At 61.9% G+C, this 15,524-nt stretch carries 9 protein-coding genes and 1 tRNA gene; 8 read left to right on the forward strand and 2 right to left on the reverse strand.

Annotation, left to right across the window (positions count from 1 at the left end; genetic code table 11):
* The first annotated feature begins 107 nt into the window (after positions 1 to 107).
* The gene (locus ACVIYL_RS23900; RefSeq protein WP_456780000.1) at positions 108 to 350 is read left to right on the forward strand and encodes a DUF3551 domain-containing protein; all 243 of its coding nucleotides are present in this window, start codon (positions 108 to 110) and stop codon (positions 348 to 350) included.
* Between the two features lie 98 nt (positions 351 to 448).
* Positions 449 to 553: transfer RNA gene (locus tag ACVIYL_RS23905), tRNA-Ser, on the forward strand.
* Positions 554 to 695: 142 nt separating this feature from the next.
* Here the strand turns inward: ACVIYL_RS23905 and ACVIYL_RS23910 are convergent.
* Complete coding sequence (locus ACVIYL_RS23910; protein ID WP_456780001.1) at positions 696 to 1,409, reverse strand: sacsin N-terminal ATP-binding-like domain-containing protein; 714 nt, start codon at positions 1,407 to 1,409, stop codon at positions 696 to 698.
* A 143-nt stretch (positions 1,410 to 1,552) separates the two neighbouring features.
* The gene (locus ACVIYL_RS23915; protein ID WP_456780002.1) at positions 1,553 to 3,205 is read right to left on the reverse strand and encodes an ATP-binding protein; all 1,653 of its coding nucleotides are present in this window, start codon (positions 3,203 to 3,205) and stop codon (positions 1,553 to 1,555) included.
* Between the two features lie 457 nt (positions 3,206 to 3,662).
* Here ACVIYL_RS23915 and ACVIYL_RS23920 point away from each other — a divergent pair, with 457 nt between their 5' ends.
* Genes ACVIYL_RS23920 through ACVIYL_RS23945 form a run of 6 tightly spaced genes read left to right on the forward strand, consistent with a single transcriptional unit; the run spans position 3,663 to position 15,394 of the window.
* Complete coding sequence (locus ACVIYL_RS23920) at positions 3,663 to 5,000, forward strand: DNA cytosine methyltransferase (RefSeq protein ID WP_456780003.1); 1,338 nt, start codon at positions 3,663 to 3,665, stop codon at positions 4,998 to 5,000.
* A 1-nt stretch (position 5,001) separates the two neighbouring features.
* On the forward strand, positions 5,002 to 7,251 hold the full coding sequence (locus ACVIYL_RS23925) for a hypothetical protein (RefSeq protein WP_456780004.1): 2,250 nt from the start codon (positions 5,002 to 5,004) through the stop codon (positions 7,249 to 7,251).
* On the forward strand, positions 7,248 to 8,777 hold the full coding sequence (locus tag ACVIYL_RS23930; protein ID WP_456780005.1) for a hypothetical protein: 1,530 nt from the start codon (positions 7,248 to 7,250) through the stop codon (positions 8,775 to 8,777). The genes ACVIYL_RS23925 and ACVIYL_RS23930 overlap by 4 nt, the downstream gene beginning before the upstream one ends.
* A 27-nt stretch (positions 8,778 to 8,804) precedes the next feature.
* The gene (locus tag ACVIYL_RS23935) at positions 8,805 to 10,184 is read left to right on the forward strand and encodes a hypothetical protein (RefSeq protein WP_456780006.1); all 1,380 of its coding nucleotides are present in this window, start codon (positions 8,805 to 8,807) and stop codon (positions 10,182 to 10,184) included.
* Positions 10,078 to 14,667, forward strand: coding sequence for a hypothetical protein (locus ACVIYL_RS23940; protein ID WP_456780007.1), 4,590 nt, complete (start codon positions 10,078 to 10,080; stop codon positions 14,665 to 14,667). Before ACVIYL_RS23935 ends, ACVIYL_RS23940 begins: the two co-directional genes overlap by 107 nt.
* Entirely contained in the window at positions 14,654 to 15,394 is a 741-nt protein-coding gene (locus ACVIYL_RS23945) for a hypothetical protein (RefSeq protein WP_456780008.1), read from the forward strand. Before ACVIYL_RS23940 ends, ACVIYL_RS23945 begins: the two co-directional genes overlap by 14 nt.
* Positions 15,395 to 15,524: the final 130 nt, after the last annotated feature.

Consider the following 15,524-nt stretch of genomic DNA (forward strand, 5'->3'; position numbering starts at 1 on the left):
AGAGCTGAGAGTCTCAGCGGGCCCAAGCCATCTTTAATGAGCTTCGAGGGGAACTACAGATCGTTCGCTCCGTTGGAACAATCGGGCATTCGAATGAGGAGTCACCAATGCGTGTGTCTCTGGTGTTTGCCGCGCTGGCGTTTGGGATTGCGGGGGACGTAATTGTTATTCCGGCGAGCGCTCGGGACTTTCCATGGTGCGTGCAGGGGAGAGGCGTCGGATATCCCGGCGATTGCATGTACCAGACGCGTGCACAGTGCCTCGCGTCCGGGCGAAACGTGACGTGCGGGCTCAACCCACGCGCGGCATTTGGCGAGCAGCGGCGGCAACACAGAGATCGACATCGCTAGTGCATGTCGGAAGGGCGCCCCCCAAAAAAGTCAGAGTACCGCGTGTTCAGATATCGGGCAGCGCAACGACTATGATCGTGCGACGAATGCCCATTTTTGGTCGGATAAGCCCTGAGGTGCGACCAGTAAGTCATTGATTTTTCGTAATCAGTCGCTGTCTCTTAATCAGCGGGTCCCAGGTTCGAGCCCTGGTGCGCCCACCATGATCCTCAAGGACTTAGCGGGAAAAACCGTTTGAAACGGCCGAACTCAAACGGTTTTTCAAACGGTGATTTTTAGGATCGTCCCGGCCATCTACTCCCGAAAATGTGATCGGCAGGACAACCGGCATTCTGAGAGGCCGGTTCATTGGGCTCGCAGGCCATTCGGCTGGGCGCCAAAAAATGCGGTCTCAACCCATTCGTCCAGGTCAAGTCCAGCTTCCCAGATGTCGGATCGCACAGCGTATCGCAGAGCTGATACGTTACGAATGGGAACGTCGCTCTCTTCTGCATCCTCAACAAACGAGAGCGTTTGACCTGTCGGAATCGCAGCCCCTGGCAAGAGCCTGCAATAGTCAGAGACGATTTCAGCTGTCCACTCGACTTCGTGAACATCGCCCGGGAAGGGGCGATCGAGATCGACCTCGAAGCTCCGTTGGGTACCCTCAAACTCTATTATGCCCGACACGTGGACCTGTTCGGAGAGCACATGCGTGACCAAAAACCCTGTACCGAAACGGCCAGTCGTCTCCATAGACATGAAGTCCTTGCTTGACCCACCGGTAAGGAGGGCGGCAAATTCATCCATGGTGAAGGGCGCAGCGTCGTGCTCGAAGCGGAGAACACCATCCGTCAGGTCGAAGCAGAGGCTAATGTTATCGCGTCCTGCGCGGACGCTGGCATCGTGGGCGTTCTGAATCAATTCGAACGGCCATCGCCGGGAAGAGGTGTCGGGATCGCTCCGGGCGGCATCGACCTTCGTTCGGATGCGCAAGGCAATTGCTTCGCGGACCTTCTCGTCGACGGTAGCCTTGAGCCTCTCCACGAGCTCCCGACCGACGTCGGCAAATTCATTCATAGTTTCCCCCGCCACCCTGCCGGTCCAAAAAGCTGCTTCAAGGACGTCTCAAGCGAATATCGATCTAATCGTGCCTACCGCGAATGCCAATTGTGCGGGGCGTGCCTCCCTATCGATCAGCTTGCGAGCGACCGGGTTGCGCCTCAGTCTTCTTTCGGAAACTGGAGCTTGAATAACTTCTTTAGGACCAGCTCGACTGTCCGGCGATAGTCGATTACCTGCTCATCTGTGATCCCGACGGTCGCTCTTTCATGAATTAGTTTATTGCGGAGATTATAATAGTAGGACACCTTCTGAAGTAATGTCTGCGAAAGGCTTACGTGTGCTTTCACTTCATTTATGACGACGTGACGTGACTTGAATATGGTTGCGATCCGTGCGTCATTATATTGATGAGGGGGAAACAAGTCGGTCCGGCTGACAATAAACTCCTTTAGCGCGATCTCGAAGTTGCTATCCAAGAGAACGAGCGAGATGCGGTTCTTTGTCGACAGCTTTTGCTTACCAATGACTTCGAGCACACCCATGGCTTCAACAATGCCAAGTGTCCATGGAGCATTATCAATTATCTTTTTATTCCGCTCTTTCAGATCGGTCGTGAGAGCCGGGCTTCGTGTCCGCGGGATATCAGGAAGTGCGATCTTTTTCCCCGTCTCGATCTGAGTGGGATCGATGACGTGTTTGGTTCCGGTCTTGTGAGCGAACACCTCTTCGTCCCAATCGTTCTTCCAGCGACGAGACAACTTGGTAAAATACTTCACAAGTTGGATGATGACCGGCCGCACCTGCGCAAACGACGGCCGACTTGCATTGATGTCGCTTTTACTACTATTCCACGGCATGAGCTCGGGTAAGCCCTGAAGCCTGACAATGACGCGGCAGAGCGAGGCGTCGGGGTGAGGTACTCCGGCTTCGCTGGTGATGAGGTAGCCCACGTCGCGGGTGCGAAGCTCCTTCACGATAAGCCGGTTATTGCAATAGACGTATACGCCGTAGTTCTCAGAGTCGGGGTCGCGATCGAGAATCAGTCCGCCTTCGATGTGAACCACGAGTGCCCCTGTCACCGTAGGGTGAATTTCGAAGGTTCCTTCCTGCGGCTCGAAACCGGGCGGGTAGGCCCACTTGTCGAATGAGATTGGTTCGACGGCTTTGCCGTTCAATTTGATCTCGCAATTGTTGCGGATGAACCAATCATAGGTTTCGCCAAGGCTCGTACGAATTAATTCGACATCATCGGCATTGAAGGATTGGCGAAGCTTGGACACGTCTACAATAGTAGTGCCGGGCGTAAGGTCCGGGATCTCGTAGACTGGAAGCGTCCATACATTCGATTCTAACAGCCATTCGCTTGTAAGGTCGATTTGTAGGCTCTTCTCCTTTTTGAAACGCGTCCTGACTTCGACTCGCTCGCCTAGCGCGACTGCTGCGCGTTTTCCTCCAACGCCAAATATGCCGATGACTTCAACGTCCGCGGGATTGCCCGTGGCACCAGGCGAGATGAGCAGGCGGGTGTCCTTCTGTTGTACGCCGCCAGCATCGTCCCGTACGGATAGCACCTGCCGGTCGGGATCCAGCAGGATGTCGATATGCAGCTTGGAGGTCGTGCCGCCTCGGGTCCAAAAATCAATCGCGTTATCGACCAGCTCGAAGATGCCGATTTTCAAATTGTAGTCGCTGATTAGCGACAGGAAAGATCGCTTTTCTGGAGTGCCATCAATGACCTCCAACTCAGTTTTGTGCGTTACCACCGGAAGGCCCCCGCCTGCGGCCTCTAAGTTCGTGGCATTTTCGGCCAACCACAACCCCTAATTGGGGAAGCCCCTCCGTGTCCATGAGTCCGACGTTGCGGTGCACGCACCATACTACGCGCATATGCAAAGCCCGATTGTTGCCGTGGTGTTCGCCACCGCGCAGCGTCAAACCGAGCAGCCGGAATAGGGAAGGCGCGGTGTTGACTTCTACAACACCGATAAGGTAAAGTTCTTGTTTTGTTCTAGATCGAGGAAGCAATTTTGCGCGCGAGGAATCCGATGGCTCGGATCGCTACCAATGGACGTATGTGTCGTCGACAGCAATCTGTGGGTGGCACTGTTGCCATAAATATTAACTCATCCGCAGCAATTTGAATCGCCATCGAAAGGCGATGGGGCAGGGAGCCGGAGGTTCGCAAGGTGACGCAGGTTGGGGCAACCATTTCTGAATGGGCGTTTGGCGTTTGCTGCCGTATCGCGCGGCGCGTTGAGGGGGCCGCCCTTGCATAGCAATGACATTCTCGCGTTGGCGCGCAAGGCAGGTCCAGGGGCCGCACCGACCTTTGTCGATGTCTTCGCGGGTTGCGGAGGCCTAACGCTTGGGCTCATGCGCGCGGGTTGGCGCGGGGTCTTTGCCGTCGAGAAGGATGCGTTCGCCTTTGCCACGCTGGAGGCAAATTTTCTCCAGCCAGCCTCTGCCTACCAGTTCGACTGGCCCAGCTGGCTCCCGCGGCACGCGTCGGACATCCGCGTCCTGTTAGAAGCGCACGCGGCTGAATTGATGAAGCTTCGCGGGACCATTGACCTTTTGGCCGGGGGACCTCCCTGCCAGGGCTTTTCGTCCGCCGGGCGCCGGAAGCCGCATGATCCGCGAAACCAACTCTTTCGCGACTACGTTGCTCTCGTGGAAGTGGTGCAGCCGCGAATGATCCTCCTGGAAAATGTTGAGGGCATCACGTATCCCTTTGGGGACGAAGCAGCAGCGGCCAAACATGGCGGCCGGGGGGCGCCTCGTGGCGAGTCCTACGCCCAGGCAATCGAGAGGGCGCTCGCCGATCGCTACCACGTCTTCACGTCGATCATCCGCTGCTCTGAGCACGGGGTTCCCCAAAGCCGCCCACGCTTCATATTGGCTGGGTACTCAAAGGATTGTTTTGAGAAGGCGCATATTCCTTCGCCGTTCGAGCTGCTCGACACCAGCAAGGAAGCGCTTCTCGCGCAAAAGGGACTGAAGTGCCTTACCACCGCCAGGCAGGCGCTTTCTGACCTGGAAATCAGCCGAAATGGGCTGATTGACGGGGATGGATCGCCTCGGTTCAAGTCCATCGGGTACAAGGGACCACTATCAAACTATCAAAAAGCGATGCGCGATGGCCATTCGGGGGTTCCCTCCGATACGCGCTTGGCGCGCCATCGACCGGATATTGCTCGGCGGTTTGCGCGCATTATTGCCGCAATGAAAAAGCGTAACCGGCTCGGGATCCAGCTCAATGCCGAGCAAAGAAAGGAATTCGGCGTTGGGAAATCCACGCTGCGCGTGCTCAACCCGGATACACCCGCGCCGACGATAACCAGCTTGCCGGATGACCTACTTCACTACGCCGAGCCGCGGACGCTTACCGTGAGGGAAAATGCGAGGCTGCAGACATTTCCTGACTGGTTCGTCTTCAAGGGGAAATACACGACGGGCGGCGATCGGCGAGCCCGGGAGGTGCCGAGGTTCACACAGGTAGCCAACGCGGTCCCGCCGCTGCTTGCCGAGCTATTTGGAGCAGTGCTAAAGGCCACCCTCGTATCATCCAGGTTGAAGTCCTGCCCTCCGAGGAGCGAGGCGGCCTAGCGTGGCGTACTGTACCAATCCCGTTGTCGACTACCTGCTGAGACATTCCTACGGCCAAGGCGGCACCGTCGCGGTCCCGACGCTGGACGAAGCCGCGCAGCCAACCTCTTTGCCTGGGATCAAGGGCAAGTTCCCAGCTGGCGTTCAAGACGTGCTCGATCGGCTCGTTGACGTCTACGCGGATTGGCGCCCCTCGGCGGATAGCACGCCGCTCGAGTGGTGCTTCTTGGTCGGGGGCCCCGGGAACGGAAAATCCGAGGCACTCCGCGCGCTCGCAGGCGCGCTCCAGGTCGCCTTGCCTGTCCGGCAGGAAGGACAGCCGGTGCCACGGACCGTTCCGCCGACCTGGCCGAGCCAGGGCGCGGCCGTCGTTCCGGGGCTTCAGATTGCCTTCGTTAATGATGCTTCCGTTCCCAGGCTGGACGCGTTCGGCGACCGCCGCGTTGGCTCGTTGTTTCTCGACATTCGCGACGGCATCCAGAAGCTGCTCGGCGCCGACGCCGCGCTCGTGATGTTCGCAAATGTCAATCGCGGCATCCTCGTCGAGGAGTGCCGAGCCCCCGAGGTCGCCTGCGCTACCGGTTCGCCAGCGCGCGCCGCGGCCGAGGTCATTCGATGGCTGGCCGATCCGCGCGGCCCAGCGAGCCCGACGCGGGAATACGTGCGGGCCACCGTTCCGGTTAGCCCGGCATCTCCTTTCTATGGACAGCTCGCGGTTGGCGTAAAGGAGCACGGTGCCAGCCACGACATCATCGTTCACGCGGTCTTTCTCGACGCGCTGTCGTTGCTCGAGCCCACGCCCGGGCCGAGCGCGCGATCTATCGATTTTGCCAAGTCGCCGGCAACGCCTGCCCGCTACGAGCCGCTGGGCGGCTTGTCGGACGATGTCTCAACCCGTGCCAGCACGATCGCCGGCGACCTCGTGCAAACGGTGGCAAGCGAGGTGCAATGGAAGGACGGTGGTTGCTGGTCCCCTGGCTCCGCGTCCCCTTGCGAGGCGTACGAATATTGTCCCTTTGCGCAAAACGCGCGCTGGCTTCGCGAGGCTCGCCTGGGCGACCGCTTTCTCGATACGCTCCGAGCAGCAGAGCTCGCCGGGGGGCGGCGACTGACTTACCGCGACTTGCTCGGCCATCTCGGGCTCGCGGTTGTCGGGACACCAGAACCCAGCTGGCTCACCGACGAGAATCCGTGCAGCTGGGTCGAGCGCAAGGTGCGCGAGGCCAGCAGTGGAAACTCGCAAAGCGTTGCCGAGCTCGCGAGCCATCGCATCTACACGAACCTCTTCCCGGTTACCGACACGGCGGCGTGGCCCAGGCGGAAGCTCCTAGCGGAGCCGCGCGCGTACCGAGTGGTCGCATCCACGATGCGCGGCGTTCACGACGCCCCGCGCGTGCGGGCCTTTGAGCAGGCGTTTAACCTCATTGACCCGGCGCGGGACGTGGACCCCTGGGACGGGATGCGCGCCAAGATTCTAGACATCGTGGAAGCCATGGATGTCGCACCGCCTGCTACCGAGATCGCGCGCCTCCCGGGCTGGATCGAGGAGGCAAGCTCCAAGATCGAGGAACAGCTCGACGCAGTGGTCCCCGGAGAAATCGCCAAGGAGCTGGGCGAGGGCGCGGAAGCTGTTGCACGGGCCCAGCTGGTACGAAAGTGGCGGGCCGTCTTGTTGCTGCGCCAAACCGGGCTTGCACTCGGCTGGCTGCCACACAAGGCCGTTATCCAGGGCTGGCTTCGCGAGCAGCAAGCCGCGCTCGGCAACAGGGCGGGCGGCTCCTTGCGCACGGGGCTGAACAATCTCGTTCTACCGGGGAGGAACGAGCTCAACCTCGCACCCTTCCGTCCCCGCACGATGGATCTCGGGAGCACCTTGCCTGCGAGCTGCGTCGTGGTCTCGCTTCTCGAGCGAGATATCCGCCTCGAGCTAGTAGCCGATGGCGACACGCTCTCGGCGGAGCTGCGTCTTACGAGCATCGGCGGCATGCAGAGGGTGGTTGCGCGGCTACCAATCGATCTCAGGGTCGCTCGCGAAGCACTGCTCAATGTTGACGACTCCTCGGGCTCTTTCACGGAAATTGGCGAGGCCGCCTTCGCCAGGATCGAGCGCGCGCGCGCGGCGCTCGTGAGTGAACAATATCTCGGGAGCGCAAGGCTGTTGTTCTCTGACGCGTCAGGGCGGCCTTGGGAGCTCGTCTCGCAAGCATCCGGGCCGGCGCCATTTCGCGTCCAGCCGGGAGCCACGCGATGACGGGAAGCTGGTTGACAAGGCCCGGCGGCCTCCTTCCCTTGCCGCGGCCGGAGTACGCCAAGCAGACGGAGGTTCTGCTTACAGACCTACTATGGAGGTCTTGTGGGTCAAGCCTGGGTGGGGACACCGGCTACTTCGAGGATCTTGCGAGGCTTCGATCGACGACCGAGCCTTACGACATTCGTCGTCTTGTTGCGCTTAAGGCCCATGGCGGATCGCCGAAGGCGTTCGAGACTTATCCGTTAGCGCTTGGCACTCCCTTGGCCGGCTTGGTCGACAGGGTGCCGGCCACGCTCAGCCCCATGGCGATCATTCTTAATTCTATCTTCGCGCCGCGAGCCCGCGGCGACAAGTCGTTGGCATGCGCGCCCATTACTCCCGACGTGGTCGTGTTGCAGACGCTCCATGGCATGGTCAATAAGGATAGTCCCGCGAACCAGGCCCGCGCCATCGAGATGGTAGGATGGCTTGGTGGGTCGGCAGGCGAGGGGCACGTCGCCTCAACCTTCCTGAACGCCCTGGCCGCAGAGGAGCCGGCGGATCCGTTGAACCAGGTCACCTCGCGCGCCTTGCGCGCAATGGCCTCCCATGTTTGGCGCGAGCTGGGGAACGGCGCCCCGAACTGGCGAGAATGGCCTGTCATAGGCCCGGTCGCGCCGGTCGCCTCGCCCCAACACCCCCTGGCATCTGCGCGCTTCACGCCTTTTCGCTGGTTCTGGACCAAGTGGGTCAACCTCTGCGACCCAGCAAACGGTTGGCGATCTGCGCTACCCGCCCGGCGGTTCACAGACTGGGCACTATGCCTTCTAAGGACCGGGCTGGCGTTCACGTACATGTGGGAAGCGGAATTCTTCCGCCTCTTGCACAAGGCCATCATCCATTCGAGGGACAATTCCAGCGAAGCGCCCCTGTCCATCCTTGCCATCCAGCGCTTGCTGCAAGAGGGGGCTCGCCTCGCATCGATCGAGCCTGCGGAGGTACCGCCGTCAGAGAAGAACGCCTGGCCCGCGCTCGAGATGCTGCTGATGCAAGGCTACAAGGCGCGCCTCGCGATCGAGGATGCGCAGCCGCCAGATCTCGATCTTGCGACAATCGGGACACGCGATTTACCCGCTCGGCTTGAAGCGTGGATCACAGATTTCGCCCGGCTCGGGGCCTCGGCTCTCCCGGCGCGGCTAGAGCCGGACGATGACGCGGCCAAGAACACGCGCGAATTCGTCCGTTACCTGTTGATCCCCAGAGTCTCGGACGACGATACGGTGGATCAGGCTGACTTTTACTACCTCGCCCGTAGCAAGCAGCGGAATTCCTGGTTCGAGCCTGGCCCTGAGTGGTTGGTCGTGGCTTGCAGCCTTCTCGCTGGCCGGCCAGGTGGTCAATGCACCCTGGGAGGACTTGTCGACGACCTTGCTGCTCTCGGAATTCACAACGATCGAGCCGTCTTGGTGAGGTTGCTCGAGGAGGCCGGCCTCAGCACCGATAGTCCTGATGCAGACAACGCGCTAGTGATCAAGTCGGCGTTTTAGAAAAAGACCCGCGGAAGGTTCGATAGCATGGGACTTCTCGGACGAGCTATTGCTGCTCACCTGTCAGCGCTCAAGGGCTTGTACTCGGTCGAGCTTCCGCTTGCCCTGGAGCAGGAAATGTATGACCTCGTTGCCACTTGCAACTCGGTCGTGATCGCCCGCGCGGTGCTGGTCGGCGAACGGGCGACCGTGCCAAGCGGTGTCGTCCAGGTGAGCTGGCCCGACGTCCTCGGATGGAGGACAACCGAGGACAGGGTATTTGCTTGGAGGCGAAGCGAGCGCGATCCTGATACCTCGTTCCGCGACGTCGTGCGCCCCTTCATCTCGGCGCGGTTTCCCGGGACGGGCGGGGGAGAATGCTCCACGGAGTTGCTCGCCGAGCTATGCGTCAAGGAGCTGTGGCGAAGCCTTGCGCTTCCCCAGGGTGGGCCGGCATTCAGGGCCTTTGCCGAGACCGCCGCGTGGCTCGCGGATCTCCTGGTAGAGGCATTCGAGGGAGCCGGGAGCACTGCGACCGAGCACTGGAGCGACCGGTTTCTCGAACACTGGGCCTCGACCTGGTCCGACCTTGAGGATGGATTGCGGCGGTTCGGCTCGGCACCCGTAGAAAGACACGCCTGGGAGCTGCTTCGCTTGGCCGGGATTCCCGTCCCGGCCCGCGAGAACGATACCGACAACCCGTTCCTGGGTAGCCCCATGAAGCGGCTCGAGGCAATCCCCTTGAAGCTCGCGGCTTGGTGGCAGCAGTTCGTCGACGAATTCGTCATCCCGCGAGGCGGGATGGAGACACTGCTGACCGCGCTCGACATACAAGTGCCGGGTGTCCAAAAGCCCACTCCGTGGCGAGGCCTCGACTGGCCGGCTGCGCTGTCCATAGAGCCCGGAAGTCCCGGTCCCGTCGTCGGCCGAAGGGTGTTCGCCGCGGCATCGTCTCCAAGCGTGCTGGCGACGACGCCACCCGGGTTTCCGATGGCGCCCGTGCCATCTTGGTGGGGGGTTAACACGCAGCAGCTGCAGCGAGCTCGGGAAGCACTGCAACAGGCACGCGGCATCGAAACGAATCCGCCCTGCACGTCGCTGGTCGCAATCCCGGGCAGGGACGCCACGCTCATCCTCCAGACGCGAAATGGGGGTGGTGACTATCGCAAGGTCGGCCAAGAAGCAGCGGATTGTAGTTGCATTGACAGGCCTGTCACTGCGCTTCAGGGAGCCTTGGACATCGCTCGTGGTGTCACCCACGCTCCCTGGAAGCGGCCCAGCAGGCGCCACGATCGTCGATCCAGATTCCGTGGAGATATCGTTGTCCGGCGGAGGTCTAAAGGCGGAAAAACGCAACGTTCGTTCCGTGCCCGCCGCGCAGCTCGAGGTCGAGTTCGATCTGGCCCTAACCTACACGGCCAACATTGACGCGGCAGGCCAGGCGTCCGGCTCGTGGCATCCTGTTCGAACCTTGCACCTTTCAGCAAGCGCGCAGGATTGGAACGGCACGGCTTGGGGTCAGCCGCGGAAGCTCGACCACTCGATCGAGATTGTCGTTCCATCGTGCTTCTCGCCCACGCTCGTTGCATACGAGGCAAGTCGCTCCAAGCTCGCCGTCGCGCCTGACCGTGGAGATACGTTCACGCGCAGTGGAGCTGGCGGCGCTTCATGGGACGCTAGCGCTACGCCCGACCTGCTGCTGCAGCGAGAGGGCTCGTATACGCTCGCTTCTTACGATGGCAGGATCGATGACTCTGGCTCGTTCGCGACTGAGGGCAGCGTCGATGTCGAGGCTCGCAACCTAGACCCTGTTGCCGGCACCGGACTGAAGCAGGTCGTTGCGCGGATCGACGAAGGTGACCAGGTCACGAGCTCGGCCGCTGGACCAATTGCCGTCGTCAAGGTGAAGCAACGCGCCAAGGCGGTCACGTCCGGGCTCGTCGCGGCAATTACCGGGGCTGGACCTGGCCGAAGGCCTCCATCTTCTGGTGCGCGCACCAGCGTTCTCGGCCGCTTCCAAGGAAGCCTCGTTAGCGCCGTGCGTGGTTCGACCGGTGGCCTGCCCGAAAGCCTGTTTCAATACGTGCTCGGCACTTCGCACGTGGTTGCTGAATGGCCGCAAAACATAGCCGGTGCTGCCCCGACGTTCCTCGCGACATTACCCGCGGGCTTCCACCTGCCCGGCGTGGATAACGGGCCGAGCGCCGCGCTTGCAGTTGGCGCAGCCTGGACCAAGTTCATCGCGGCGTCGCGCGTCGTCCTTGGTCACCTCGGCGTGCAACAGGGCGGGGAGGAGATATGGTTATCGGCAGTCAACCCCGGTGACTTGCCTGGGCCCGCCGTTCGCGCGCTTGTCGAAGCCCATAGCGATCTCGTCGAGCACGCAAAGTCGCTCTCGCCGGCCGACGCGTTCTGGGCCAGCTACCCGTTTTCAATTATTGTCGTCGACGATGCTCAAAGCGCGAGCCTCGGCCAGGTTCAGGCCATCTTTCTTTCACCGCTGCATCCTGCGCGGTTGGCGTGGGCGTTTTCCGTGGCCCGCCTTGCGCAGGGATCTGGCGTTGACGCCGCGCTCCTAGGCCTCGCCGAGGGCTGGAACTTGCCGCTCACCGGGACAACGCTGTCAGTGACGGGGCAGCCGGTACCCATGGTCGCGGTGCCCCTTGATCCAGGGGAAGATGCAGACTTCGCGACGTGGAGTGCACTCGGAATCCTCGGGAATGATGGCCTCGTGCGCGTGCCGAGGCTGGCGGTGGGCCTGGAGCTTCCGTGGGGCGGCCCGAGCGGCATCAACGAGAAGGTCGTCAGCCAGGCCATTACCGATTATCTGGCCATACACCCCTACCTGGGCTCGCTCGAGATCGACGTTAGGTCGATCTCGACCGCGCCGCGCGCGAGGGAAATCGACGAGGCCCTCGTCAGCGCGGTGGGAGGAGCGACACTACGCGGTGTGTCGCTGCTAGGCGGCGCAACGAGAATATGGGACTCGAGCAACAGGCAAGGTAATCCACCGGCGCGGGACCGCCTGCTTGCCCAGCGTGGCACCGACGGGAGCGAGCGGCCCTTCGAGTGGCGGCGCTATAGCGCGTCCACCGTTCCAGCGTCGGACATTGCCCTCATCGAGAATGCCAGCGCCCACATGGGCGCGGTCAACTCGATCGCGACGGGGGTGCTAGGACCCTTGCCGCTTCGTCGCTTCACCGTCCCCTTCATCAGGGGCCAAGTGCTTGACCAGCAGTACGCGGCCCAGCCGGGCGATGACCTGCTCGGGCTTGCCCGGTTGCTTGCCAACATCGAGCACGTGTTGCCAACCGGTCCTGCTGCCCTGCGCGTAGCGCCCCAGGCAAGCGCGCTCGGCATTGGAAGCAATGCCCGGTGGGAGGTGCTTGGAACGCTGAACATCGATCCTGCACTGCTCTCGAGCACAATTAGGGCCGGCGGAAGCGCCGATCGAATGCTGTGGGAGTGGCGTCCGTCATGGCTCCCGGGGAACCAGTCCGATCGAGATGCACTTGCGAAACGTGCTCACTACGTTGTTGCTCGCATCCCGAGCTCGCTCGTGAAGGCCCTCGCCGGTCGCCAAGGCCTATCGGAGACCCAGGCCCAAGAGATGGTCGCAGAGCTCGGCCGCCGCGGTATCGGCCTCGCCTCGCTACAAGCCGCGGGCGGCACGCAGGAAAGCGCGGCAGCGGGTCATTTTTACGCGACGAGAGCATTACTTCCACCGGCCGGGCATCCGCAGCCGCAGCAGTGGGTGACGCTAGGAGCAAATACGTTTGCCGGCCTGCTGCCCATCGACCCGGTTGCGCCGATCCTTGCCAGTATCGCCGGCGAGCAGCCCAAGCGCAGGGCCGATCTCCTCGTTTTCAAGGTAACTGTCGAGGATGGCGCCGTGCGCATCGGCATCGTGCCGATCGAGGTGAAACATCATGGCAGGCCCGCGCAACCGGAGCCGATTCCCCCCGATTCCGACCCAGAGTTACGCCGTGCAAGGGAGCAGCTCAAGGACGCGGCGGCGCTTGTCCGTGCGATGGCAAGGGCACTGGGCACGGGACCTGCGCTGGCCGCCGATCCAGCCGCCACCGCGGCTCGACGACAAGCTTGCGCTGCCCTCCTGGATCTCGCGCTCAGCTTTGCTGACGAACCCCTCGACCCCGCGACTAGGGCGTCGATTTTGCGCCACGTGGTCAATGGGCGGTTTGTCGTCGATGCCGGCGCGGCGATGTTGCTCTGGTTTGCGCCAGGATCCATCACGACCAGCGGCTCCGCTTGCATCGTGCGCCGCGGTGCGGATGAAAGCTACGAGGCCTTCATCGATCCTGCCGCGGTACCCGGCACCTGGTGGCCCGGCACTTCTCCTGGACCGGACGATGCTGCACTGAGGATCGAGATCGACGCAGCGATGCGCGCGCTACTTGCCCAGCGAGCAACGATTCCCCCGGCCGCAGAAACCGACATCACCCCGGCACTGCTAGCGATGCTTGGTCTTGGGACTGGCCGAACGAGCGGGCCGGGACAGGATGGCGGTAACGAAGGAGGAACGCCGCCCTTGCCCGGGCCCGGCAATGGAGAGACAAGGCCGGTCGAAGATACAGCGGAGGAATCCGCCTCGCCGCCGCCCGGTGCCGCTCCTCCGGAGGCCGCAGTCACCGAGAGCGCCGTCGACGAACAAGCCGCCTCGCCAACTGTCAACGTTGCAAGCTTAGCTCCGCCGGCTGCCTACGTTGGCTGGAGCGAGCCAGCCACGCGCTACGCGCTGCTGGGAAATCTTGTTGGCGGCAACGAGCCGGTGGCTCTCGACCTCGACCATCCCAAGGCGATGGGCGTGTTTGGTTACATGGGGTCTGGCAAGAGCTACTTGCTTGGCACGCTCGTTGAATCGGCCCTCGTCCCGATCGCCGGCATTAACTCGCTGCCCTCGCCCTTGTCCGTCGTCATCTTCAACTACCGTCGGCACTCTGCCGATCGCTTCGAGCTAAGCTCGCTGGCAGTTCCGAATCCCGATCCGGCCGACCGGGAGCGCCTGCAGCAGCTTTACCAGGCATCACCGAGATCTGTCGACGACATCCACATTCTTTGCCTGCCCGGCCAGCTCACTGATGAACGCGTCGCGGAATACGGCGGCTTGCCTGCCTCCGAGCTCTTCTTCGACCCGTCGACGCTCGGTGTCGAGGACTGGGAGCTGCTGATGGGTGAACCCGGCAGCAACGCCGTGTTCGCTCGCGCGATCAGGAATACGCTGATGGACTTGCAGGCCGCTGGCGACGTGAGCCTGGACAGCCTGGAGCGAAGCATTTCGAATACCTTGAACCGGTCCAGCCAAGCCGCGGCGCAGCTTAGGCTCGAGTTCGTTCGCAGGTACCTTTCGCCCCACCGGGGACTTCGCTTCGACCAGATCCTGCGCCCGGGTCGCGCCGTGATCTTCGACCTGAGGCAACCGCTCTTCAACAAGGAAGATGCCTTGCGCTTCTTCCTCGTCTGCTCGAACTACATCAGCCGCGTGCAGGGCGGCTTCAACAAGCTCGTCGTCTTCGACGAGGCGCACGAGTACATGAGCGAGGCCTTCGGCGAGAAGATCGAGGCACGGATACGCCTGATGCGGCACGAGGGGACTTCCTACGTGTTTGCGACGCAGGACGTCGGGTCAATTCCCCTGCAGATCCGCCGCTTCATCACGACCAGGTTTGTCTTTAGCCTTGGGACACGCGACAACATCAACGATCTCGTGCGATTTGCCCCAGAATTCCAGGACATCCCACTACAACAGCTCGCGCCGGGAACGTGCTACGTGCAATCAACCCCGTCGCAACGAAATCTTTTCGCGCGCCCTCGATTGGTGCAGGTGCGTCCACGGATAACGCAGCATGGCGGCACGAGCCGGATCTTCACGGAGCCCAGTGAGCGCGGCTAACGCGGCTACGCCGATTATCGTGTTCGATAAGGACGTGCTGGAGAAAGCGCGCTGGTGCCGACGGCGGCTGCTGGCGTGGTCCGAGGTGAAAGGGCGCCATTTTGCGTGGCGCTCGCCAGGGGCTAGCCTCTACCAACAAGTCGTTGCTGAGGTGCTCCTGCAGCGAACCCAAGCAGCGACAGTCGGTCGCTTCTTCGACGCTTTCTTCGTGCGGTTTGGTAGCTGGGCTGAAATCGATGCCGCGCCGGATGAATCGCTTGAGACGGCGCTTCGTCCGATCGGCCTGTGGAGGCGCCGAGCGATCGCCCTGAAGGCCCTCGCGCGCGAAATGGTAAGACGCGGAGGCCACTTCCCGGGCTCGCGGGACGAGATCGAAGCGCTACCCGCTGTTGGCCAATACGTCGCAAGCGCGGTGCTACTCTTCGCGCACGAGCGGCCCGAGCCCCTTCTTGACGCGAACATGGCCCGGATCCTCGATCGCGTGTTCGAGCCACGCCGACTGGTGGATATTCGCTACGACCTGCGCCTGCAGGCATTGGCGCGCCTCCTCGTTCGCTCGCGCAAACCTGCCATTGTGAACTGGGCTATTCTCGATTTTGCGGCCCTTCAATGCACCGCGCGATCCCCCCAGTGCGAGACGTGCATCTTGCAGCACCGGTGCAACTTCGCAAAAGCCGCCCAGCTGTCGTCGAAATTGAAAGGCCGCCCCCGCAGCAAGCGGCCGTGAGCAGTGCCTGCAGTCTAATCGTCCGCCTGGCGGCGACAGCATGACATGTTGCGGTGGCGCTTAGGAATTGTTCTAGTCACCGTACGGGATTCGGCAGGGCATGCAAGTTCGGAGCTGGCGGCCCTTGGAA

The organism is Bradyrhizobium sp. USDA 3315, from assembly GCF_054056795.1.